Source organism: Pedobacter sp. ok626 (assembly GCF_900100435.1).
Classification (GTDB): Bacteria; Bacteroidota; Bacteroidia; order Sphingobacteriales; family Sphingobacteriaceae; genus Pedobacter.
In genome coordinates, this window is sequence record NZ_FNEX01000002.1 from 199458 (window position 1) to 223844 (window position 24387).

General features: G+C 39.9%; 16 protein-coding genes and 2 tRNA genes. 8 read left to right on the forward strand and 10 right to left on the reverse strand.

The features are described 5' to 3' along the window. Positions 1 to 117 precede the first annotated feature (117 nt). Together BLS35_RS03045 and BLS35_RS03050 are read left to right on the forward strand one after the other, a co-directional pair. Positions 118 to 195, forward strand: a tRNA-Val gene (locus tag BLS35_RS03045). A gap of 44 nt (positions 196 to 239) precedes the next feature. Further along, positions 240 to 314 (forward strand) — tRNA-Val (locus tag BLS35_RS03050). A gap of 138 nt (positions 315 to 452) precedes the next feature. Here BLS35_RS03050 and BLS35_RS03055 read toward each other — a convergent pair. From BLS35_RS03055 to BLS35_RS03065, 3 genes are all read right to left on the reverse strand, one after another. After that, positions 453 to 929: an OsmC family protein gene (locus BLS35_RS03055; protein WP_090777674.1), complete on the reverse strand. Its 477-nt coding sequence runs from the start codon at positions 927 to 929 to the stop codon at positions 453 to 455. 62 nt (positions 930 to 991) lie between these two features. Further along, positions 992 to 3538, reverse strand: a complete 2547-nt coding sequence (locus BLS35_RS03060) for a phosphocholine-specific phospholipase C (RefSeq protein WP_090777675.1) — start codon at positions 3536 to 3538, stop codon at positions 992 to 994. A 102-nt stretch (positions 3539 to 3640) separates the two neighbouring features. Continuing rightward, positions 3641 to 4462 carry an SMP-30/gluconolactonase/LRE family protein gene (locus tag BLS35_RS03065; protein WP_090777677.1) on the reverse strand — a complete coding sequence of 274 codons (822 nt, stop codon included), beginning with the start codon at positions 4460 to 4462 and terminating at the stop codon, positions 3641 to 3643. A gap of 280 nt (positions 4463 to 4742) precedes the next feature. Between BLS35_RS03065 and BLS35_RS03070 the strand changes: the two genes are divergently transcribed. From BLS35_RS03070 to BLS35_RS03095, 6 genes are all read left to right on the forward strand, one after another. Further along, complete coding sequence (locus BLS35_RS03070) at positions 4743 to 5888, forward strand: glycoside hydrolase family 88/105 protein (protein ID WP_090777679.1); 1146 nt, start codon at positions 4743 to 4745, stop codon at positions 5886 to 5888. An 86-nt stretch (positions 5889 to 5974) separates the two neighbouring features. Further along, entirely contained in the window at positions 5975 to 7258 is a 1284-nt protein-coding gene (locus BLS35_RS03075; protein WP_090777681.1) for a PQQ-dependent sugar dehydrogenase, read from the forward strand. Positions 7259 to 7267: 9 nt separating this feature from the next. Continuing rightward, positions 7268 to 7717 carry a c-type cytochrome gene (locus BLS35_RS03080; RefSeq protein ID WP_090777683.1) on the forward strand — a complete coding sequence of 150 codons (450 nt, stop codon included), beginning with the start codon at positions 7268 to 7270 and terminating at the stop codon, positions 7715 to 7717. Between the two features lie 2 nt (positions 7718 to 7719). Then, positions 7720 to 8940 (forward strand): glycoside hydrolase family 88/105 protein, encoded by a 1221-nt coding sequence (locus BLS35_RS03085; protein ID WP_090777686.1) that lies wholly within the window; start codon positions 7720 to 7722, stop codon positions 8938 to 8940. Positions 8941 to 9079: 139 nt separating this feature from the next. After that, positions 9080 to 10468, forward strand: a complete 1389-nt coding sequence (locus tag BLS35_RS03090; protein ID WP_090777688.1) for a LutB/LldF family L-lactate oxidation iron-sulfur protein — start codon at positions 9080 to 9082, stop codon at positions 10466 to 10468. A 2-nt stretch (positions 10469 to 10470) separates the two neighbouring features. Next, a complete protein-coding gene (locus tag BLS35_RS03095) occupies positions 10471 to 12447 on the forward strand; it encodes an alpha-ketoacid dehydrogenase subunit alpha/beta (RefSeq protein ID WP_090777690.1) in 1977 nt (658 codons plus the stop codon). On the opposite strand, the gene BLS35_RS03100 is transcribed toward BLS35_RS03095, so the two are convergent. The 7 genes from BLS35_RS03100 to ruvA form a co-directional block, all read right to left on the reverse strand. Next, on the reverse strand, positions 12444 to 13058 hold the full coding sequence (locus BLS35_RS03100; protein ID WP_254778626.1) for a SprT family zinc-dependent metalloprotease: 615 nt from the start codon (positions 13056 to 13058) through the stop codon (positions 12444 to 12446). The genes BLS35_RS03095 and BLS35_RS03100 overlap by 4 nt on opposite strands. Before the next feature lie 18 nt (positions 13059 to 13076). Beyond that, entirely contained in the window at positions 13077 to 15194 is a 2118-nt protein-coding gene (feoB, locus tag BLS35_RS03105) for a ferrous iron transport protein B (RefSeq protein WP_090777694.1), read from the reverse strand. Positions 15195 to 15198: 4 nt separating this feature from the next. Further along, positions 15199 to 15414 carry a FeoA family protein gene (locus BLS35_RS03110; protein WP_090777697.1) on the reverse strand — a complete coding sequence of 72 codons (216 nt, stop codon included), beginning with the start codon at positions 15412 to 15414 and terminating at the stop codon, positions 15199 to 15201. Positions 15415 to 15717: 303 nt separating this feature from the next. Continuing rightward, positions 15718 to 16122, reverse strand: a complete 405-nt coding sequence (locus BLS35_RS03115) for a VanZ family protein (RefSeq protein ID WP_090777699.1) — start codon at positions 16120 to 16122, stop codon at positions 15718 to 15720. Positions 16123 to 16125: 3 nt separating this feature from the next. Beyond that, a complete protein-coding gene (gene gcvH, locus BLS35_RS03120; RefSeq protein WP_090777701.1) occupies positions 16126 to 16506 on the reverse strand; it encodes a glycine cleavage system protein GcvH in 381 nt (126 codons plus the stop codon). 100 nt (positions 16507 to 16606) lie between these two features. Further along, a complete protein-coding gene (gene sprA, locus BLS35_RS03125) occupies positions 16607 to 23791 on the reverse strand; it encodes a T9SS outer membrane translocon Sov/SprA (RefSeq protein ID WP_371328236.1) in 7185 nt (2394 codons plus the stop codon). 9 nt (positions 23792 to 23800) lie between these two features. Further along, the gene (gene ruvA / locus BLS35_RS03130; RefSeq protein WP_090777705.1) at positions 23801 to 24385 is read right to left on the reverse strand and encodes a Holliday junction branch migration protein RuvA; all 585 of its coding nucleotides are present in this window, start codon (positions 24383 to 24385) and stop codon (positions 23801 to 23803) included. Positions 24386 to 24387: the final 2 nt, after the last annotated feature.

Genomic DNA, 24387 nt, shown 5'->3' on the forward strand with positions numbered 1-24387 from the left:
TTTTTTTTGCAAAAATCATTTAAGGGTGTATATTTGCAATCCCAAATCGAGGGGATCCTTGATAAAAATACAACAGCATTGCTCAGCTAGTTTTATAGACAAAAGAGCAGAACCAAAGGGAAATTAGCTCAGCTGGTTCAGAGCACCTCGTTTACACCGAGGGGGTCGGGGGTTCGAACCCCTCATTTCCCACCAAAACAGCAACTCAGCTGTTTCAAAACAAAAAGAGTAGAATCGAAGGGAAATTAGCTCAGCTGGTTCAGAGCACCTCGTTTACACCGAGGGGGTCGGGGGTTCGAACCCCTCATTTCCCACGAAAGCCGGATAAACATCCGGCTTTTTTTTTATGCCCTTTTTTTAAAGAATCTATATAAAAAAAGCAATGTGCATATTTTACATATTGCTTTTTCGGACCAAGGCCCAAGAATTATCTATTTGGGTATAGCCGGCAATTAGCCACGTTCTACAATACTTTTAGGATTATGTTTAATCGGGAAATTACAAGAATTGGCAATAAAACACATCTTATGTGCCTGATCATGCAATGCGTTTGCCTTTTCAATTTGGCTTTCGTCTGTGATTACTACTACCGGGTTCAGCACAACTTCATTGAAATGGCCACTTCCATCTGGGTTTTCAGTCATCTTGCCTATGGGCGTATCTTTGTAATCCATCACAATGATTTCATTTTGCGAGCATAAGTGCAAATACCATAACATATGGCAAGACGATAAAGAAGCCAATAAAAGATCCTCAGGATTATGTTTTGTTTTATCACCAAGAAATGCGGAGTCTGATGATCCCATTATATCAGGCTTATTCTCGATCGAAATAATATAACTTCTGTCGTAAGACCTGTAGTCCATTGTCCCCGAGCCTTTGTTGCCCGCCCATGTAAGTGTCGCTTGATATTGATGTTCTTTAGCCATAACTGATCGCTCTTTATTGTTTCTACCAATTTAAACAAACTTATTTATCATTGGCAAATAATCTAAACAATTCCACCCATCACTGGATCACTAAAGCTCGCAAGCCCATTTTCTACCCTGCCTGCATATCTTTGCTCAAAATGATCCGCTCCGACAACCAAAACATTAAAATCATACCAACCGTGACTCTGTTTTAAATCCAGCACAAGCTCGACATTACCTCCTGCTGCTATCTTCCTTTTAAGATCAGGCTTGTGGTAGCCCAAATCTTTAATGGAGACCTCATAATCCTTCGAGGTATGCGTGTTTACCAATTTCAATGACACATTGCCTGTCAGCTTACCATTTGCCTCATTACGCTCATACGTGCAAAGGAGCCCTAGCCCCGGATTGTTATTCGTGCCTTTAAATTCACGATAATAACCATTAGGCCCATTAACTCTGAGGTGATACTTACCCCCATCAAAAGCATCCAGGGGCCAACTATAAGTTAAAGTATCTCCCGCTTTAACCCCAAATGACCAGTTTCTACAAACCTGTGCACCTATCTCGGCCGACGGATCGGTAAACTTCACAGGTGCATAAACAGTAAATGGAGCACCAGAAGCATTTTTACCAAAAACACTATTTCCTGCTTTTAGTTTTATTTCAAACTGCTGTTTATTATCCTGCAATTTGCCATCCGCGTACAATTCATATGGCAAAGCACAAGAAGGCCGAATACCTTTCTCCTGACTCGACATCAATCCACTAGTCTGTGGATTTGCTGCAAACTTAGACAAGTCAGCATCCGTTATTTTCTTAAATCCAGATGGATCAGCTTTAAACTTCGCGTTATAAATAGTCTCAACCATATCATTGCGGTCAAGAAACTTAATCTTATCTATCTTCTCCCCATTAAAAGGAGTAAATACCGAGGTCAAGTCACCGCAGATGGTTCTACGCCACTCACTAATGTTATCTATTCTGACATCTTTGTTAAGCTTCTTACTAAAAAACGTTTCCAGAAACTGTAAGGTCGAGGTATGATCAAAAACTTCTGAACAAACTCTACCACCTCTACTCCAAGGCGAAGCAATCAGCATAGGAACTCTAAAGCCCAATCCAATAGGTGCTTCTCTCGCCGCCTTTTCAGGGATTCCCTGTTTCAATTCATTTGCTAACCTTACATGCTCCACCTCTGTGTCAATTCCTTTCGAAACTAAACCTGTCCCTGGAACCTTAGCATCTGGAATAGAAAATGGCGGTACATGATCATAATAACCATCATTCTCATCGTAGGTAGTGATAAAGATTGTTTTCTTCCATACTTCAGGGTTTTTGGTTAGGATATCCAACACTTCCGAAACATACCATGCTCCATACCATGGCGCACTTGGGTGATCAGAAAAATTCTGAGGTCCGGCCAACCAGGAAACAGCAGGAAGTTTACCTGTATTTACATCTTTTCTGAATTGATGCAACACATCACCTTTAGGTACAGTTACCTCTCTTTTCGTATTTCCCTCCTGATAGGTCAGCTTAGTGATATCTCTATAATCCGGATCACCAGAATTAATCAGGAAAGCACTTTTAAACAAAGTCTTTTGTCGATCAGATAACTTATCAAACTCCTCCTGGCTCCATTTCTTTAATTCCGAAGCAGCATTATCCAGCGCCTCCAGTTTCTTTTTCAAATCCGTATTTATCTTTTTAGCTGCGGCATCACTCGAAGGACTTGCCTCTTGCAGTTTATTAATTTCTTCAGGAAGGGTTTCTACTAATTTTTGGAGATTTGTAATATATCTTGATGAGAACTTGACATTATAAGCGGTAAAAAACTCTAATAAATTACATCCAAAATTACCTAACCAGGCACGTTCCTCACCTTTATATCCACCCCCACAACTCAAATCATTCTGATAAAAGCCCCATGCAACATTGTTCTCTTCCAGCACTTCGGGAAAAGCCTTCCAAGGGAGCTTTCCATAACTGAAGTCATCATTTCTGATGTTTACTTTTTGCAGGCCATCCAGATCATAACTAATCTTACCCGTCCAAAAGAACGATCGGTTAGGCGTAGTACTGGTCATGCCCGAGCAAAAATTCTGATCACATACCGTAAAGGCATCAGCCATTGCATAATTAAAAGGCAAGTCCTCACGAGTGTAATGACCTAAAGTAAGTGGCATTCCCGAATAAGCTTTATTTCCAGATTTCTTGGAAGTTAACCATTTATCATATTTCCCACCGTTATAAGCATCAACCTGACTGGCCCTTGAATGGGGTAATGAACCAATCCAGGTAACTTTAGAGTCTTTAATATTTAAACGAAATGGAGCGTAAGTATCTCCAAGCGCATCGGTTTGCATCCATACCGGCTTTTGGTTTGGAAGTGTTATTGCCCTTGGGTCATTAAATCCCCTTACACCTTGCAGCGTACCAAAACAATGGTCAAACGACCTGTTTTCCTGCATCAGAATTACAATATGCTCAGCATCGAGAAAGCTACTTCCCAATTTTGGGTCGATAGCCAGCGCCCGCTGTATCGATGCTGGGAGCATGGTGGAAAGCCCTGCAGCACCGGACAACAACAATGATTTTTTAATAAATGCTCTTCTTGATTCCATAATTTAAAATGTGTGTATTGCTAACCTAATTTATTTAACCAGGTATCTAATTTCAAGTTTTTAAATTATGAACACGAGCTTTTTGTATAAAATATTTGTTAACTATTTAAGCTGATACGCCATTACTGTTTTCTTATAAAAAGTAGGGATATATAAGATTTTTTTGATCGGATCATAGCCAAGGTCAGCCGTATTTTTTTTCTCTAAATGCGTATCCAACAACAAGTCGTGCTTACCATCAGCATAAACATAATATACATAACCGCCCCAACTGGTGAACAAGAAATCACCGTTCCCCACAGGCTCTAAACCATCACCACCAAAAGGCAATTCTGCCAGCTTGGTTATGTTCTTTTGCGCATCCGCTTTCCATATGGTCTTTCCCCCCGCAATGAATAAATCCTTTCCAATAGCCTTTAATCCATTTACACCACTTATGTTTTCCATATATACAGAAGGCTTATTGTTTTCTATCTTATGAATGCGTTTGGTTCTCGAATCAGAAACATACACTATACCCTTATCACTAACCGTAATGTCATTCAAAAACTTCGCACTATCTATTGGTATCTTTAAGGTCACTTTTCCTTTTGCAATATCGATCAGCACCACATCGGTTAAATCTGCAGCATACATCACATTGCCAATCCTTGCCAATCCTTTTGGCGAGTTCAACCCTGTTATCCAATTCAAATCAATCACCTTTCCATCCATTCCGATTTTGGCCACCCCACCTATACCATCCTTATCATTTGGATTATTACCCATTACCGATGTGTACAGTATTTTATTCTTTGTATCTGGCAATACAGATTCAGGAAGGTTAACTACGCTATCCGTCTCCCAAAGCTTTTCCAGTCGGTGTTGTGCCTTGGCGTTTATAGATAAAGCAATTATAAAAGCCAAACTAAGATAGTTCTTCATACAATGTTAATTTTAAGGTTAAATAATAGTGCATTTAAATTAAATCAGTATTTCAAAACACTAATTTACTAATGCAATTGAATAATAATAGGCTAAAAAATACTGTCCCAATTTAGCTAAGTTCTAAGCGATCTTACCATTAACCCCAAATTACGGCTCAAAATGCCACAATATAGCGTCGCTGGTAATTGGGGCATTTTTAAAGCATCAAATTAAAGCTAACTTTAATTTGCACAATCAACCAAATAAGTATACCAAAGCTCATTACAAAGCGACAATTATGAACAAAAACTCTATTTTAGGTATTGCCTGTCTAGCCTCCGCCCTAACCGTAATGGGACAAGCCAATCTTTATGCACAATCCAAAGATGCGGATTTAAAAAACTGGCCAAAGGGAGCTTCACCAAAAGAAATTGGGACAAAAGTAGCTTATCATTTTAATGAAACTCCCCATACCAATTTTAACAGGCCTGGCCCACCAAAAGTGATTACCTATCCAGAAACCTGTACCTGGTATGGCGCATTAACATTTGCAAAAGAAAGTAAAGATGCAAAGCTCGTAGAAAAATTAAAAGTACGTTTTGAGCCACTATTTGGAGCTGAAGCTAAAATGATTCCTGTACCCGACCATGTAGATTATAGCGTATTCGGTTCAGTTCCCTTAGAATTATACATACAAACCAAAGATAAAAAATACCTGGATCTAGGCCTTTCAATAGCCGATAAGCAATGGGGACCACCAGAAGGCCCAAGAGTAGTCAAGGAATCACAAGGTTATTATGACCAAGGTTACACCTGGCAAACCCGTTTATGGATTGATGATATGTTTATGATTACCGCTTTACAAGCTCAGGCCTACAGAGCTACAGGCGATCAAAAATACATAGACCGCGCTGCTAAAGAAATGGTCTTTTACCTGGATCAATTGCAAAAACCTAATGGACTGTTCTATCACGCACCTGATGTTCCTTTTTACTGGGGACGTGGAGACGGCTGGATGGCAGTTGGAATGGCCGAATTATTAAGGTCGCTACCAAAAACAAATCCTAATTACACCAGAATTATGAAAGGTTATAAGGATATGATGGCTTCCTTGCTAAAATATCAAGCTGAAGATGGCATGTGGCGTCAATTGATTGATAAACCAGAATCATGGCCAGAAACTTCAGCAACCGGAATGTTTACTTTCGCCATGATCACAGGTGTAAAAAATGGTTGGTTAGATAAAGAAGTTTATGGCAAAGCAGCACGTAAAGCCTGGCTTAAATTGATCACATACATCAATGAGAACAACGACATAACTGAGGTATGTGAAGGCACAAACAAGAAAAATGACTTACAGTATTATTTAGACCGTAAAAGAAACATCGGAGATTTGCATGGTCAGGCGCCTATCCTTTGGTGTGCAACTGCTTTATTACGCTAACTAATGATAAAACCGGTTTAGAAATGATAATTTTAAATAGTCAATTATAAAATTGTTTGGCTTCTTAACCTTTTAATAAACAACCAATGAAAAAAATACTATTAATACCTGTTTTACTTAGCGCACTCGTGTTTTTTACCCTTTATGCATTTAAAGATATCTCCGCTTTAGGTGGCCCTAAGCCAGATGCAGACAATGTAGGTTTAAAGCTACCTGAAGGATTTGGGGCTTTAAAAGTGGCTGATTTAGGTGCTAAAGCAAGGCATATTGTAGTTACCCCTCAAGGTACAATCTATGTAAAGCTGGCTAGAGTAAAAGACGAAAAGGGAATTATCGTACTTAAGGAAAATAGCGATGGCAGAGCTCAAATCACCGGCGGCTTTGGCAATTATGGTGGTACTGGCATCTATATGAAAGATGGATACCTGTATGCTTCTTCTAACAAAGAAGTATTTAGGTATAAATTAAATGACAAGAACGAGGTAATTGATCCAAATAATCCTGAAACCATTGTTAAAGGTTTAAAGATGGGCCGTCAGCACGAAACAAAATCTATTGTACTGGACAATGATGGAAACCTGTATGTAAACATCGGTGTGCCTTCAAACTCTTGTCAGGAACAAGATCGGGGCTTAAGGTCTCCTGGTATCCCAGGATGTCCATTGTTAGACTCAGCAGCAGGAATCTGGCAGTTTAAAAAAGATAAACTAAACCAAAGCTACGGCGAGGGTGTACTTTATGCGACAGGATTAAGGAACGTAGTGGGTTTAGACTGGAATCAACAAAACAACCAACTATTTGTAATGCAGCATGGTCGGGATAACCTCAACAGCTCATGGCCAGAAATTTACGATACGAAAGAATCTGCAGAATTACCAGCAGAGTGTTTATATGCTTTAAAAAAAGGCGACAATGCAGGCTGGCCATTTATGTACTATGACGGCTTACAACACAAAAAAATTGTAGCCCCTGAGTATGGCGGCGACAAGAAAAAAGAAGCTGATTCTAAATATATCGACCCGGCAGTTGCTTACCCTGCACACATGGCGCCTAATGGATTGCTATTTTATACCGGAAACATGTTTCCTGAAAAGTATAAAAATGGAGCCTTCATCGCTTTCCATGGTTCATGGAACCGTGCACCTGAACCTCAAAAAGGTTTCTTCGTAGTTTTCCAACCATTTAAAAACGGAAAACCATATGGAGACTGGGAAGTTTTTGCAGATAACTTTGCTGGCACACCTGAAAAAGCGGCCATGAATAAAGCAGATCACCGCCCATGTGGACTTGCACAAGGCGCTGATGGTTCTCTTTATGTAACAGATGATGCCAAAGGAACAATCTATCGCATCGTTTACACCAAGAAATAATAGAATAGCATGAAAAGAGTTTTAATAATCTTATTGATCTTAACAACAGGGGGTATAAAATTATCTGCTCAAACAAAAGGTAAAAAAGCACCTGCAGCAAAGCCTAAGGTGGTGACGGGAGCGGTGATGGCCAACGGAAAGAAAATATATGGTCAATATTGCTTGGCCTGCCATATGGCAGATGGTGCTGGCGTTCCAAATATGAACCCACCATTGACAAAAACCTCTTACGTATTGGGCGACAAAACCAGACTGATCAACATAATCCTTAATGGGCTGTCTACTGGTGAAGAAATTGATGGAGAAACTTACACCAATATTATGCCTCCGCATAATTTCCTAACAGATCAGGAGATTGCTGATGTACTATCATTCGTTAGAAACAGCTTTGGCAATAACGCCGGAGGAATTTTAGCTGCAGAGGTAAAAACCTTACGTGCCAAAAACACAAAGAAATAACTATGAAATATACCTTTCTCCTGGCCGCCTTAATGGGAACAACCAGTGTCTTTGCACAGGACAGCAACACTGAAGCCGTTGTCCGAAAAGTAGCGGATAATATCATCCAAAACACTTCATTTAAGTTTGTAAATACAAAAACAAATGAGACTTACGAATCTACTAAAGGATTGGCTTCCTCTCCAGATGTAAAAGTAGCGAGTAAGTTTAATAAATGGATGTACGTAAATGGCGTTTTAACCATCGGTATGATGCAAATGGCGGATGTACTGAAAGATAAAAAATACTCAGACTATTCGTTGCATAACTTTGAATTCATATTTGGCAATCTTGGGTATTTTGAAACCTTGTATAAAGCAAAGACTCCTAAAACGGAGTTTGGGGCTGTTTTTAACATCACCAACCTGGATGCATGTGGCGCCATGGGAGCGGGACTTTCAGATGTAAACGCATTGGCCAATAAACCGGAATATAAAGCCTATTTACAAAGGGCGGCCGATTATATCTCTAATAAGCAACTTCGCTTAGCCGACGGGACATTATCGCGTCCAAATCCGCGTTACAGAACCATGTGGGCAGATGACCTGTTTATGAGTGTTCCATTACTGGCCAGGATGGGTAAAGTTACCGGAGACACCAAATATTTTGACGATGCCATTAAACAGGTAGAAAATTTTAACAAATACCTTTATGACACTAGAACAGGGCTATTTTTCCATAACTATTATGAAGATGTAGATCTTCAGGGTGTAGGCCATTGGGGTCGCGCCAATGGCTGGTTGGCTGTTGCGCAGGCACAATTACTGGATAACCTACCAGCTAATCACCCTAAAAGACCGGAATTAATTAAACTATTGTTACGTCAGATTTCTGGCTTTGCCCGTTATCAAGACCAGACCGGATTATGGCACCAATTGCTAGACAAACCTGATTCTTATTTGGAAACATCAGTTACCGCAATGTATGTTTATACGGTTGCACATGCTGTAAATGAAGGCTGGATTAACCCTAAGTATATTTCAATAGCAAATGAAGGTTGGAAAGGGCTAGTGACCAAAATCACTCCCGACGGTCAGATGCAGGACGTTTGCATAGGTACGAACATGGATGAAGCACTTAAATTTTACTATACTCGTCCAACCGAATTAAATGACACTCATGGTTTAGGCGCATTTTTACTTGCTGGAACAGAAATGGTCAAAGCAGAAAAAAATAAAAAATAGACCATTCCCTAAATATTTTAAAACCTGCCCTATTCGGCAGGTTTTTTTATGCCCCAAATTTGGGATATCCGGTAAACAGAGGGTAATATAAACCTAACATGCAAGTCCTAAACTTAATTATTTTTATATTTGGAAGCATATGAAGGTATCTGAGGAATTTTTGGCAAAGGCAGATGAGAAGGCCTTTGATTTAGGGCATCGCACAACTATCAATTATAATATCGGCAAATACAATACTGCCGTTGAGCGAGGTTTGTCTAAATTCGAAAACCTGGAAAACTCCAAAAAGAAGGCTCATGTAATTAAATGGCGGGTGATGGAAAACCTGGATAAATTTTTACCTGAGTTCGAATCCAATTTCCAACGCAGAGGCGGCAAAGTAATATGGGCCAACACCGCCGAAGAAGCTCAAAAAGAAATCCTTAGTATCATCAAAAAAAGCGGTGGCAAAACCGTAATCAAATCAAAATCCATGACTACCGAAGAAATTCATCTTAATGAATTTCTGGGAGAAAATGGGATAGAGTCGTTAGAAAGTGATTTGGGAGAATACATTGTTCAACTACTTGGACAGCCACCATACCACATTGTAACTCCTGCAATGCACCTCAACAAAGAGGACATTGCTAAGCTGTTTCATGAGAAATTTGGTACGCCACTAGATTATACACCGCAACAACTTACCCAAAAAGCACGCGAGCTTTTGAGAGAAAAGTACCTTAATGCAGATATTGGAATCAGTGGTGGAAACTTCCTGATCGCAGATACGGGGAGCATTGCATTAACAGAAAATGAAGGGAATGCAAGACTTTGTACCACCTTCCCTAAAATCCATATCGCTATTGTAGGCATTGAAAAGATCATTCCTTCGATGACCGACCTCGATTTGTTCTGGCCACTTCTTGCCAGTCATGGCACCGGACAAAACTTAACGGTATACAATACCATATTAAGTGGTCCTAGGCAGGGTGAAGAAACCGATGGTCCGGAAGAAATGTACGTAATCCTGCTAGACAACGGCCGCACCAACTTATTGGCGCAAAAAGACCAACGTCAAGGCTTGTATTGCATCAGATGTGGGGCCTGCTTAAACGCATGCCCTGTTTACAAAAACATTGGTGGCCATACCTATAACACTACCTACAGCGGCCCAATTGGTTCCATCATTACTCCGCATTTAAAGGGAATGAAGGAGTTCAAACATTTGAGCTATGCCTCCAGCTTATGCGGAAAATGTTCTGAAGTTTGCCCTGTTAAAATCGACATCCACAAAATGCTTTTGCTAAACCGAAGGGATGCTGCAGAGACACACGAGAATACTAAAAAAGAAGAAATTGGCTGGAAACTTTGGAAAACCGGAATGCTAAAAAGATCAAGGATGGATTGGTTTGGCGGAAAATTCAAGAATTTCCTGATTAAATACCTCTTTAAAAAGACTGCGGGAAAATATCGGGAAATGCCGACCGTTGCCCCTAAATCTTTTGCTAAATTATACGAGGAAAAAAATAAGGGAAATAAAAACCTCTAACCATGACCTTCGACAGAAAAGATAAGGATAATGCAACGCTGTTAAATTTATATTTACGCTTACTTTACCCTCGAATGGTAGAGGAAAAGATGCTCATCCTACTTCGTCAGGGTCGTATAGGGAAATGGTTTTCAGGTATTGGACAAGAAGCGATTGCAGTAGGCAGTACCCTTGCTATGCACAATGAAGAATACATCCTTCCCATGCACAGAAATCTGGGTGTTTTTACCTCCAGAAACATTCCACTCACAAAATTAATGGCCCAATGGCAAGGTAAAGCTTCTGGCTTTACCAAAGGCAGAGATCGCTCTTTTCACTTCGGCACACAAGAGCACCGCATTATCGGGATGATCTCTCACTTAGGACCTCAAATGGCACTTGCCGACGGCATTGCACTGGCTGATTTAATTGGAAACAAGAGACAAGCAACTTTAGTTTTTACAGGCGAAGGCGCCACCAGCGAAGGTGATTTTCATGAAGCCATCAATGTTGCCGCAGTATGGGACCTGCCAGTCATCTTTTTAATAGAGAACAATGGCTACGGACTGTCTACGCCAATCAACGAGCAATTTAAATGCAAAAATCTGGTCGATAAGGCCATTGGTTATGGAATTGAAGGCCATCAGGTAGATGGCAACAATATTCTGGAAGTGTATGACCTGATCAATCAGGTTGCTACCCGCATGAGAGAAGATCCAAAACCAGTACTCATCGAGTGTTTAACATTCAGAATGCGTGGCCATGAAGAAGCCTCCGGAACAAAATATGTACCTCAGGAATTATTTGAGGAATGGGCCACAAAAGACCCGGTTAACAATTTTGAAGAGTACCTGCAGCAACAACGGATCCTCAGCCCTGAATCTATAGCTGAAATAAAAGAGAGGTTTAAAAGCCAAATTGAGCAAGATGTTGAAAATGCTTTTAATGAAGATGAGCCCGAGGTAAATACCGAAGAAGAACTTCTGGACATGTATTTTCCTTACGTTTCGACAGCCATAACGCCCACCGAAGCCGAAACAGAAATGCGCTATCTGGATGCAATATCAGATGGATTAAAAGTTGCCATGCAAAAGCACAAAAATCTGGTATTAATGGGGCAGGATATTGCAGAATATGGCGGTGCTTTTAAAATTACAGATGGGTTTGTACAGGAGTTTGGAAAGGAGAGAGTCCGCAACACCCCAATCTGTGAATCCGCGATCGTCGGAGCAGCCCTAGGGCTCTCTATCAATGGCTATAAAGCGATGATGGAAATGCAATTTGCCGATTTTGCCACTTGTGGTTTCAACCAAATCGTCAATAACCTTGCAAAAACCCACTACCGATGGGGTGAAAAAGCTGATGTAGTGGTCCGAATGCCTACGGGTGCAGGTACCGGTGCAGGACCCTTCCATTCCCAAAGTAACGAAGCTTGGTTTACTAAAACACCTGGATTAAAGGTTGTTTATCCTGCTTTCCCTCAGGACGCCAAAGGTCTTTTACTCGCTGCTATCGAAGACCCGAACCCAGTCATCTATTTTGAACATAAATATTTATACAGGAGCTTAAGTGGCCCGGTTCCACAAGGTTTCTATACACTTGAAATCGGCAAAGCGAATGTTTTAAAACAAGGGGCACAATTCTGCATCATTACCTATGGTTTAGGTGTGCATTGGGCTTTATCTTATTTAAACGAAAATCCAGACCGCTCAGCGACTTTAGTAGATTTACGAAGTTTGCAGCCCTGGGACAAAGAAGCGGTCGCAAATGCAGTCAAAACAACGGGGAGAGTACTTATTTTACACGAAGACACCTTGAGTTGTGGTTTTGGTGCAGAACTGGCTGCGTGGATCTCTGAACATTGCTTTGAATACCTAGACGCACCAGTAATGCGCTGCGCAAGCAGTGATACCGCAATTCCAATGAGTAAAGCTTTGGAAGATGACTTTCTTGCGAAAAGCCGCCTGCAAGATACTGTTAAACGGCTACTGGCTTATTAAGAGCCTGTGGCCTCCAACATCACCTCTGCAAGGGGGTTAAACAGGTAAACATTTCCATTATCCAGACAAACACAACGATATCTTTTTCTCAGCTTTTCACCCTTTTTAAACTGTCTTCCATCTTTGATGGTAAAAACGGCGTTCAAAGGAAGTTCTTCCAATCTTGAACCGTTTAATAATTGGTCGTATTTTTTTAAGGCACGTGATAACTTTAAATCTGTGCAACTAGCGGCAGTAGGGTTACTTAAATAACTAACGATCGCTTGTTTAACATCATCAGGAAAAATGTTTTGCTCCAAAAAGGGAACCATCATTCTTTTGAAATTATACTTCCACTCAGTTCCATGTGGCTTCACCTTATTTTTATGATCGTTCCAGGTAAGTAGATGCGCAAATTCATGAACGGTAGTCACCAGAAATGCATAAACGTTAAGATTATTATTCACTGAAATCTTGTGACCTGCTCCTCTATAAGGATGCCTGTAATCGCCAAGCTTTGTAGCTCTTCCTTTGGCGATCTTAAACTCACATTGGAAATAATCGATCCATTTCGCTATGATTGGTGCCGCATCTACAGGCATATATTGTGATAAGACTTTCTCCTTTTCCACCCTCACAATATAGCTAAATTACTTTAAAAGCTGATAAGCAATTAAACTCGCTACGTAGGCTAGTGAAGTCATATAGACGAGCTGTGTAACCGGCCATCTCCAGGATTTAGTTTCCCGATAAACCACCGCTACCGTACTCATACACTGCATCGCGAAAGCATAAAACAACATTAAAGAAAATGCTGTAGCAAATGTAAATACAGGCAATCCCGTTTCCGCATTCTTAGCACCCCTCATTTTGTTCCTTATCGTGGCGACCTCTTCATCTCCCCCATCAACACTATAAATAGTCGCCATAGTACCCACAAAAGCTTCTCTGGCTGCAAATGAAGTGATCAAAGCAATGCCGATTTTCCAGTCAAATCCTAAAGGCTTAATCGCAGGTTCTATGGTATGCCCCAATATTCCTGCGTAAGAGTTTTCTAATCTTTCAGCAGCTTTATCTCTTTCCAGTGTGCTAATCTGCACACTATCTTTCTGCGCTTCGATGGCTGCGTATTTTTTATCTATCTCCGCAAAACGCGCAGGTGGACCATAAGTAGCCAGTACCCAAAGAATAATTGAAATAGCAATAATCACCTTACCCGCTTCTACAACAAACGTTTTAGATTTTTCGTACATCGTAAACAGTACATTGCTCCAGCGTGGTTTCCGGTATACTGGCAACTCCATAATAAAGTATGATTTCTCCTTAGCTTTGATCAGAAAATTCATTACAAAGGCCACCAATATTGCAGTAACAATACTAATGACATACATACCCATCAATGTTAAGCCTTGCAAATTGATAAAGCCCCAAATCATTTTTTCGGGCACAACTAATCCTATCAATAAGGTATATACCGGTAATCTGGCAGAGCAGCTTACCAGCGGAGCAACCATAATAGTAATGATCCTGTCTTTCCAGCTTTCAATGTTCCTTGCACTCATGATGGAAGGGACGGCACAAGCCAGACTGCCGATCATAGGTACTACAGACTTACCACTCAATCCGAACTTCCGCATAATTTTATCCATCATGAAAGTCACCCTGGCCATATAACCGGTATCTTCCAGAATAGAAATAAATGCAAAAAGGATAGCGATCTGCGGAATAAAAATCACAACACCACCTAAACCTGCAAGTATACCATCCAAAAACAAATTGGTTAATATCCCCTCGGGAAGATGTTGATGACCATATTCAGTAAGCCATACAAAAGTATATTCAATCAACTCCATCGGGTACGAAGACCAGGAGAAAATCGAATTGAAAATGAAGAATAATATACCAATGAAAATAATAAAGCCCCAAAAGCGATTGGTTAGTACAGCATCAATTTTATCACTAAAGACAAATTTCTTCGCTGCACCTGTGTCTTTTACTATACCGCTTAATATAGTGCCCAAATAGCGGTAACGAGCTATTGTTTCGGCGGCTTGTAATTTAGACGATTCAAAATGATGCTCCTTTTTAATCTGATCAAATACATTTCTGTCTATATCAGAAAAAATCTCAAGCGTTTCATATTGATGAAGCACTTGCAATGCAAAATAATCATTGTCTGATTTTAAATGTTTCTTGGCCAGGTCTATCGCCTCAGGTGCTAGTACATGAACATCGGCCCCTTCAGCCTGAGTAGGTATTTTGGTGGTATTGCTGATGGCTTCCTTTAGTTGATCAAGGCCTGAATTACTTCTGGCAGATATAGCAACAACCTGGATACCTAATCTTTGCGAAAGCTTATCAATATCAACTTCAATCCCTTCTTTTTTGGCCATGTCTGTCATGTTCAAGGCCAAAACAACAGGCAATTTCAAATCAGCTACCTGTGTGTAAAGTAATAAATTTCTTCTCAGATTAGTAGCATCGGCTACCAATACGACTATATCGGGATGACTTGAATTATTTTTATCTGCTAATACCTGAAAAACAATACTCTCATCCCTGCTTTTCGGATATAGACTATATGTACCGGGTAAATCTATAACCTCGGCCTGCTTACCACTGCTCAATTTGCAGTAACCTATTTTTTTATCTACTGTAATCCCCGGAAAGTTTCCAATCTTCTGATTTAATCCAGTAAGGAGATTGAAAAGTGTAGATTTTCCAGTATTGGGATTACCAACTAAGGCAATTTTTATATCTCTTCCCAAATCACTATTGTATTATAATAACAGATGCTTCACTTTTACGTAAACAAAGCTGATAGCCTGCCACCCGAATTGCAATTGGGCAACCAAGTGGGGCAAACCTTTCAACTTCTACAATTTCGCCCGGCAAGCAACCCATTTCCATTAATTTTAGAGACATCTCTAAATCTGTAAATGCTACAATAGTTCCTTGTTCTCCTGGATTAAGCTGTGAAAGTTTCATCTATATTAAGGTTTTTATAAATCAACCACTGAGCTTCATTTTTAAAGGATAGACCTATGATTTACTGAGTGGTATGATAGGGGTGCAATTTAGACTTAATTTATAATAATTCCAAATAAAGACGGTATAGGAAAGCCATCCTATACCGTCTTTATTTGGTCATTTTATGCACAATTGAAGCAGTAACTTCAAAGAATAAACTATCGCCTGGGATAATTGTTATAACTCACCTTTGGACATTTGCAGCCTCCTTTAAAAACACTGCAACTGCTTACCAGGCAAACCAACAACAAAACACCTAGCTTAATGATCAGTCTTTGCATAATTTGATTTATGTAATAATACATAGCTAAAAACGCCCATACATACTCCGATCATATCACAACCAAAATCCCACCATTCGGCAGATCGGTAAGTGAAAATCTTCCATTGTAACAATTCTATTCCACCACCTAAAGCAGCAGTAATTACAATGATTTTAAAGATCGTTAGGGAGCTAAAACTATAATTGTGTTGATATTTAATCTTGCCATAGAACAAGAGTGTAGTTAACACAAAAAAGAAGCCCATATGGACAAATTTATCAAAGCCTTCAAAAAAGAAACCACCGCCAGCGCCAGAAGGCATCTTCATGCAACACATTGCAACAATGACAATAGTCCATAGCACTGCCCAGATCTGATACTTTAATTGTCCAAATATGCTCATTTATTAGGCTCCTACTAGTGCTTTGTAAGCATCCGCAGTTAACAAACCATCTACTTGTGATGCATCAGCGACAGTAACTTTTACCATCCATCCTTGACCATAAGGATCAGAGTTTACCAACTCAGGATTATCATTTAAGGCAGCATTGATTTCTAATACTGTTCCTGTAACTGGCATAAATAAATCTGAAACAGTTTTAACCGCCTCAACAGTACCGAATACTTCATCTTTACCTACTTCATCACCTACAGTGTTGATATCAATATATACAATATCACCTAACTCACGCTGTGCAAAATCAGTAATACCGATAAAAGCTTCATTACCTTCAACTTTAACCCATTCGTGATCTTTTGTGTACTTTAATTCTGATGGAAAATTCATTTTTTTTATATTATATGTTAGCTCTATTTTAAAACAAAATCAGGTAAACCTATCCCGAATCCGCGTCAAAGGTAATTAAATCTGATCATTTAAAACAACTCTAATTCAGCGTAATCCTTAGGCTAAAACCGAAGTTACTAAACGAAGTATTAAACGATTGAGAGGTATAAGGCTTGGTAACATTGGAATCATAAAATACCCGCACATTAAATCTTTGATTTAATATGTAATCAACACTTGGTCGTAAGGTAATGTTTTTGGCACCTGAAGAAACCTCTGCTTCAGCAACGTCTGCTCTATAGATCACAGTCTTATTATCCCTTACAGCTACATCCAGCTTAAAGTCCATGTTGTTATCCATTTTCAATTCCTTGAACAAGCCGAAAGGGAACCTGAATTTCGTGGTACGGTAGCCTAAACCAAACACCATATTATTTTCAGATAGCTGAGCCAACTGACTATTGGCTAAACTGAGTCCCAACATTCGTGTACGTCCGATTTCAAAATTAGCCGTCATGTTATTTTTTAACCGCGTATCTACCCCAATCAATGGAGAGAATTGCTCGGCAATAGTAACCTGAGCATATTGATAGTAAGGTAAAAAGTTTCTGTTTTCATCCCTGGTCACTACAGCGCCATTATCTTCCTTATAACGAATCAAGGAGTTAAAACCATTGATACTATATACCGAGCGGTAAGAATGCCTAAGGTCAATCGAACTAAATGTTTCTGCAAGGAAACCGATCCTTGTCAATCCTCTGTAATTCAATCGCCAGTTTGGCAATGGAATCTTTGGTTGAGAATTTAAACCAATTGATGATGCACTCTTTCCAGTGTAAGCAGCTAAAAAGGCAGAGACAATTACATCCTGAGAGTTCTTATCATAACCATCGGCATAGCCTCTTGAGCTTCCAACAGAGTTGGGATTTTGCTCACCCAAACGCTGAGAAATCACAGCTCTATTGTCCATGAACTGACCAAATAATTTGGAAACTATACTACCTTGTTTTTCAGAAAATGCTGTTCCTATGGAGATGTAGGAAATGCTATAATCTCCAGTTGTAAAAGGACTCATACTCTGAAAATCCTGAATGGTTTGATCGTATCTAAAATTAGTAGAATAATTAAGAGTTCTGTTTTTATTCGCCGTAAGCGTAATGCTCAAATCCTTGATTGGCTCAATTAATCCGGTTAAACTTAAATCCTCTCTTAAAGTGTTGATGTAAAGTTGCGTTTGCAAAGTATCTCTGGTAATCCAATTGTGACTTAAAGCCATTTCTCTGATGTCGCGCTGACTACCAAAAACAAAGCCTAGCCCCGGTGCTCCAGTAGCCTCGTCCAAACCAAAATAACTTACTCTTGGCAGGTATCCTGGTAAAAACGTACCCTGGGTTTTAGTATAGGCTGCGTTTACATTCTTGATACTGGTTAATAAACCAACAAGGAATGAACCACTTGGTGGATTGTCACCACCCGCATTTGCACGTCTTACAAAACCGAACTTATTGTACAAACCAGCAAGGTTAAGTGTTGGATTTACCTGTATTGTTCTAGAGTTTTGTATCGTATTTCCCAAATCAATCAACGGATCTCTTAAGGTTGACAAAGCTTCCGTCTGCCAGTTAAAGTTAGTTCCGTATCTAGTAGCCACAGTTACCCAATCCATACCAGGAATCTTATTTAAAGGCAAGGAATAGGTAATGTTCATATTGTGGTTATAGTCGGTTGTTCTACCCAGGCGTTTTAAATTATTCCATACTGTATCACGCTTCATTCCCTCAATCTTACCTTCTGGCTCATCAATGATAGAGTAGTTTGTCGCATCAAAATCCAGCGTCAACGACTTAGTTAAATTCCATGAAATACCGTAAACCCGGGTAATCAAAAAGTTCTTATTAAAAGTTGTATTGATAGGAATGTAATTGTTTGGATCGTTATTTCTCAATGTATTTTCCGAATAATAGCGGTCTACATCAATTCTGAAATTTAAGGCATTTGGCACTACATTGAAGTTGAAATCCTTTAACAAAGCCAATGTATTTGACTTAATGATCTTTGCAAACGGCTCAACAGTTTTCGACTGTCCAGAGTAATTATAAGCCAAGGACCCTCTGTAAGTCTGCTGGATATTCTTTTCATTGATAAAATCACGATGTGCAAACTTTGTATAAGCATAACTTACGTTAAAGTTCTCAATATCCCATACCTGTGGTTTCTTATCAGGATTTGTCCGCTCCTTCCGTACATTGGTGAAGTTGATACTGTTCCTCGTGGTATAATCCTGAGCATATTCTAAAATTGCTTTCTTCTCCGATTTCGATGCTTTTTCCAAGGCATTATTCAACTCAATATCCGGCGTCTTAGGATCGTATTGAGGCGTACTCACCTGGCTAGAATAGCTCACAAACATAGGAATCTTAATTCCGGTTTTTTGAGGGAAGAACTTACCCAGTTCCATGCTTGAAGAAATATCAAAGAACATATTATCTGCACGGTTTCTTTCACTAACTCGTTTTTCTAATGATCCAAAACCTATAGTTGATTTACTACCCGATACATTCACATCTGCAAAATCAGCTAGCTTGGCATTCATCCTTGCTGTAGCAGCCCAACCACCACGTTCGTCAAACTCCGTTAGCCTCATTTCATTAAACCAGACCTGTGCGCTCTTATCCAAACCGTCATCAGTAGTACCGTTTCCATTATTACGAGATGGATTCAATATCCCAAGCATATACACCCGCACCTTGCTCATATCAGGTTGCCCTTTTACAATAATCGTTCTCCCATTAACCACGTACTTAAAGGGCTTACTAATGTTCCATGGAAATCCATCCACATCAATGGCCTTATTCCGTTCTAATTTTGCTTTCTGGAAAAGTTCCAGCTCAATGTCCATCTTATTCTGATCTGGCCATATTGCATAAGGATCACTTGTACCGGGTCTGGTCACTTTCAAAGGCAATGAATACTCGTAATAGTTATCCTGATTGTCGGTTCCGATCCTTAAAAAGGCATGTAGATCATTGTCATTTAATATCGCACTACCCAATGCTTCCAGGTGAATATACATCTCCAGATGCTTGTACGACCTAAAGTCGTTCAGTGCAGTTTTAAATGTAGCTCTACCATAGCCATCACGTAAGGTCTTTACAGTTGCGGCCAGCGATTGTTCATTCTGTCTGGTGTCGCCACGGTAATTGCTAAAATCACGCTCACGCTCAATACCCGGTGGCACCACGTAAGGAATAGGTGTTCTTTTACCATTTTCCTCAATATTAACTGTCGATATTTCAATCGTTGAATTATCAGGTCCTAAATTTTGTAGTGGTGGATCAAGGATCACCTGCGAAGCCTCATTGTTCGCATTGTATTGTCTCCACTCTCCTCTCACCAACTGAATCTTCCCAAACCTCAATACCGTTGTATCCGCAAAATTTGTCATGAACATTCTGATGAATCGAATCGATTTAAAATCCTGAATGTTCCCTACCTTTTGTTGGTATTGTGCCAATGGAATACGAACCTGATACCAGGTTACTGCTTGAGTTTGTCCATTAGCCAATTTTACCTGCGAAGTAACCTTATCCGTAACAAAGTTCTGTCCAACCATCAAATCGCCTGGACGCATAGAAACTTTATACTGAAAATACTCGTCACTCTGAGTCATGTTGTTGTCCCTATTGATGTCCTCACCATCAGGCAAAGAGGTAGATGCAGAATTGTCCACACCAAAATCTTCCATTGATTGCTGCGAAGTTTTCGAGTTTCCTTCAGTACCATTATACTGTTGGTAACGTTTTAAGATCCCGGCATTAACCTGATCTTGCTGACGGCCTCTAAAATATACGTAATCATCTGACGAGGGGTCATTATCAAACTCGGCCGCTGCATCAGGATTTAATTGTCCCTTTATCTGATTAATCAGTATGCTAAACTTTCTTTTCTCATCTACATTTGCCAATCCATCCAATCCTACATCCTGCACTTTTCTTGCTGCCGGGTCGTTATCAAATGCTTGTACTACCGGCTGCAACTTCGGTACCCTACCCCAGCTCGTTTCATCATAAGAATTTGGATCACCATTTGCAGGCAGACCATTTTCCAATGATTTACGACCATCCTTTAAAATGTCTTCAGAGATATTCCCAAGGTTAAAATATAAATCACCACCTGTAGAATTTGGTTTATAAATATTTGGGTCCATTACCCAAAGTTCAATGTATTCAATATTCAAAGCCTGGAAATCTGTTGTTTCAATCTTCCGGAACAAACCACCCCATCTCGATCTAGGATTGGTTAATGTTCCATTGGCATTAAATCCTGTAGTCGTATAATTATAAGGACCGCGGACATTAGGATAAAAGGCAACATCAAGTGTTGGCAGGGTATAAGCCTGCCCGGTGCTCGTTTCTTTAAAAGGGAAAACCTCCTGCTCAATAATCTCGCGCACATAGTGATTGGAACGTTCATTTACATTGTTCCTAAGACTTGCAGGTAAATCATTCGAGCTTCGGTTATAAAAAATTGGGTCTATATTATAGAATGCAATTCTGGCCCGGTTAAAACCATAGCTCAAATCATCAATTCTACCCGCTTCAGGAAAAAGCTGAGGTGTTCCCGATAACTGCCATGCAACGGCGCTTTTCAAATCTATCACTGAACGTGAAGCCTCGAAATCGTCAAGGTAACTTACCCCACCCTTTTGTCCACCAAAATTTAATGCACTTGGATGCCCAGGAATCAACTGCGCAAACTCACCAGCGAAAGTAATATTTGATGGAGCTTTGGTAGATAGGAACGGTAATTTATCCACCAACTTAGTCAAAAATCTTGAAGGCGAGCTATAGCTCATATCCAATCCCCACATTGTGTTCGAAATCGGTTCCTCCCCAATATTCACCTTAGGCGTAAGCGGCTTCTCTGTTAGGTTCATTAAAGTACCTCCCAGATTTAACTTGCTATTCACCTTATAATCCAATCGTGTACCAAATAAAGAGCGCTGCTGTAAGCCAAACAACTCATTGTTTTCTGTAGTGATCCTAATTGGCTGTCCAGAACTTAATAAAGCTGGGTTGATAATCCTAACCCTACCACCCTGATAATCCACTGTAAAATCGATACCCTCCTGCAAAGGAATTGTACCTGCAAAGACTTTCACTGATCCTTCTGGAACATTGATCGCATTTAAACTAAACTCAGAAGCAATTTCGGACTGGTAAGCTCCTTTAATGATGTACCTGTTCTGATTGCTAAACAATTGTTGAGCAACAACCTTTGTTGAATCATAAAGTGCAGTAAAAGTATATTTGTCGATAAAAGACTGTTCAGTTGGTAAAAACTGACTGGCTAGATCCCTACCAAAAGGTTCAATAATAGGGAAGATAATCCGTCCGTTTAATGGATCTATAGTAATGTAACCATTAACAGTATTGGTAGAAAAGTTTACCAGGCTATTGGTCGTCCCATTCGTATTTCCTGCATTACCAAATGAAGCGTTTTGCCCATTACTTCCATTAGAACCAAAGGGCTTATTTTCGGTCTGGAAATCAAATACCCCATCTGGTTTACGCTCATTTTGCTGATTCAACCTATCCAGGCCTGCAACCTGGATCCACTGTTTTCCATTGAGAGGCTTACGGTCAGCATCCAGTTTCTCACCTTCCTGTATTAGGGGCTTTTCAACACCAGTTTTCTCATCAATTCTAAAAATATCCAGTTTAAAATTCTGCGGGCTAATCTGATAGCCACCAATAGAATAGATATTTTTCATCATCAATCCCCATGTAGGTAAATTGGTTTTTATTGTCTCATTTTTCAATAACTTGGTGTATAACACCTTAGGGGTTGTCGGATCGAAAGGAACATCCGTAGAAAACTCCCCCACCTGATACTCCACACCGTTAAATGTATATCGATAAGCCACCGTAAGTACCTCATCACTATTCAATCCATTATTTAAGGATATATATCCCAACTGAGGATGAAAAGTATACTCTCTATCAGCAAGCTTCCTTGCATAAGTTAACTTCGCGTAGTTGTCTGTTTTACCTTTATCTTCGAAATAACCAATGATCGCATTGGAGTTGGTGTTACGAGAATCCGCCGGAATCTTATCCAAGAGATCATTGGAGCTTCTAGGAAATACCGGATTTGTAAAGCCTGAAGGCAGTACCGATCTTCCACCTGCTATCGCTGAATTATAAGGCCTATTTTCACCAAGATCCAGGAAGCCTAATACATCCCTTGAATCTTGTGTACTTCCAGCCCTATTGGTAATCCAAACCTCTATTTTTGTAATTAATACCCCCGAAGTAATCGTTGGGGGATTAGATTGCGATTTATTATAATTATCCCTGAAATATTGGGCCAGGAAATAGTGCTTATTTGCTTCGTAATTATCTGCGCTTAATCTATATTCATTTTGTTGCGCCCCATTATTGATCTGTATCTGCCTGGATTGCGACTTCTGCTGTGTAAAAACGGTACTTACATTCAGCTTACCGAACTTCAATTGTGTCTTTACCCCGAACAGTGCCTGCGTACCACTGATCAGTGTTGTATTTAGCGGTAAGCTCACATTACCTGCTTCAATTTTTTGTATAATGTCATCTTCACCACCGGTATAATCCAGCTTAACCTGATTTTCAAAGTCAAACTGAGCTTCCGTATTGTAGTTCATGTTGATCTTTAACTTAGTACCGATGTTACCAATCACATCCATTTGTATACGTTGGTTAAAGTCAAAGTTCCCTTGTACGCGTTGACGTTCGTTAAATAAAGGGTTTTCGTTTTTATTGATCCTTCCTAAAAAGGTAAGTTCGGCTTCACCACGCGGCTGAATATCAATGGTGGTACCACCAAATATCCGTTCAAAAGCTTTGCTGTTGATTTTTAAACTTGGAATGATTCCTGTTTTTCTGACATCATTTACCTCCTGATCGGACAGCACACGCCAGTTATCGCGTTTAATTTCACTATTTACCAAACGCAGGTATTCCTCTACAGTTAAGTATTGCACCGTACCAAAAGGCTTATCGCCTACCAGTTCCTGAATGATGTATCGTTTATTTTCGGCATCATATTCAACCTTTCTATGCACATTATCTGGCAATGGAGAAAAGGAATTGGACAATGACCTGATTCCAAGTCTTTGTTTCTCTTTCAAGCCGAAAGAATTTTTTACGGTATCCTGTTTTGCTTTCTTAGGTGCAACTTGCGAAAAAGCTTGTTGTCCACCCATACAGAGAATCAGGAAGAGAAATAGCGTCAATAAGGTTTTCAATGGCGGTTTTTATAAATTCTTCAATGCTATTTTTATCATTTGTTCAACAGACAAATCCTGTCCACCAACCTTCACCGCATTGTCTATTGCCTTTTCAGAAGCAGGCTTAGCAAAACCCAACATCGTTAATGCCGATATCGCTTCTTCTCTTGTTGTATTGTTTAACGGAGCGGCCATTAAAGAGCCGGATCCCTCTTTCTTTAATTTATCTTGCAATTCAAGCACCAGTCGTTGTGCGGACTTGGCTCCTATCCCCTTAATTCTTTGGATGAGTGCCAGATCAGCATTTACAATTGCTGTTTGAATTTCAACAGGTGTGATGGACGATAACATCATCCGTCCTGTATTCGGCCCTATCCCGGAAACCGAAATCAAATGTAAAAAAAGCCTGCGCTCCCCTTCATCGGCAAAGCCGTAAAGGGTATGCGCATCTTCTTTTATGTGTAGCCAGGTATAAATCTTACACCTTTCAGTATTCGCGAGGCTACTATAAGTATTTAAAGATATATTGAGATGATAGCCAACACCACCAGCCTCCACAACAATATAGGTAGGGCATTTAAATGCTAACTTACCATCAATATATTCGAACATAA

Bases quoted from the DNA above. Each gene is read 5' to 3' on its own strand.
- BLS35_RS03070 (WP_090777679.1), top strand. From the start codon at position 4,743: ATGAACAAAAACTCTATTTTAGGTATTGCCTGTCTAGCCTCCGCCCTA.
- BLS35_RS03055 (WP_090777674.1), bottom strand. From the start codon at position 929: ATGGCTAAAGAACATCAATATCAAGCGACACTTACATGGGCGGGCAAC.
- BLS35_RS03115 (WP_090777699.1), bottom strand. From the start codon at position 16,122: ATGAGCATATTTGGACAATTAAAGTATCAGATCTGGGCAGTGCTATGG.
- BLS35_RS03085 (WP_090777686.1), top strand. From the start codon at position 7,720: ATGAAATATACCTTTCTCCTGGCCGCCTTAATGGGAACAACCAGTGTC.
- BLS35_RS03075 (WP_090777681.1), top strand. From the start codon at position 5,975: ATGAAAAAAATACTATTAATACCTGTTTTACTTAGCGCACTCGTGTTT.
- gcvH (WP_090777701.1), bottom strand. From the start codon at position 16,506: ATGAATTTTCCATCAGAATTAAAGTACACAAAAGATCACGAATGGGTT.
- BLS35_RS03090 (WP_090777688.1), top strand. From the start codon at position 9,080: ATGAAGGTATCTGAGGAATTTTTGGCAAAGGCAGATGAGAAGGCCTTT.
- BLS35_RS03095 (WP_090777690.1), top strand. From the start codon at position 10,471: ATGACCTTCGACAGAAAAGATAAGGATAATGCAACGCTGTTAAATTTA.
- BLS35_RS03080 (WP_090777683.1), top strand. From the start codon at position 7,268: ATGAAAAGAGTTTTAATAATCTTATTGATCTTAACAACAGGGGGTATA.
- ruvA (WP_090777705.1), bottom strand. From the start codon at position 24,385: ATGTTCGAATATATTGATGGTAAGTTAGCATTTAAATGCCCTACCTAT.
- BLS35_RS03065 (WP_090777677.1), bottom strand. From the start codon at position 4,462: ATGAAGAACTATCTTAGTTTGGCTTTTATAATTGCTTTATCTATAAAC.
- BLS35_RS03110 (WP_090777697.1), bottom strand. From the start codon at position 15,414: ATGAAACTTTCACAGCTTAATCCAGGAGAACAAGGAACTATTGTAGCA.
- BLS35_RS03060 (WP_090777675.1), bottom strand. From the start codon at position 3,538: ATGGAATCAAGAAGAGCATTTATTAAAAAATCATTGTTGTTGTCCGGT.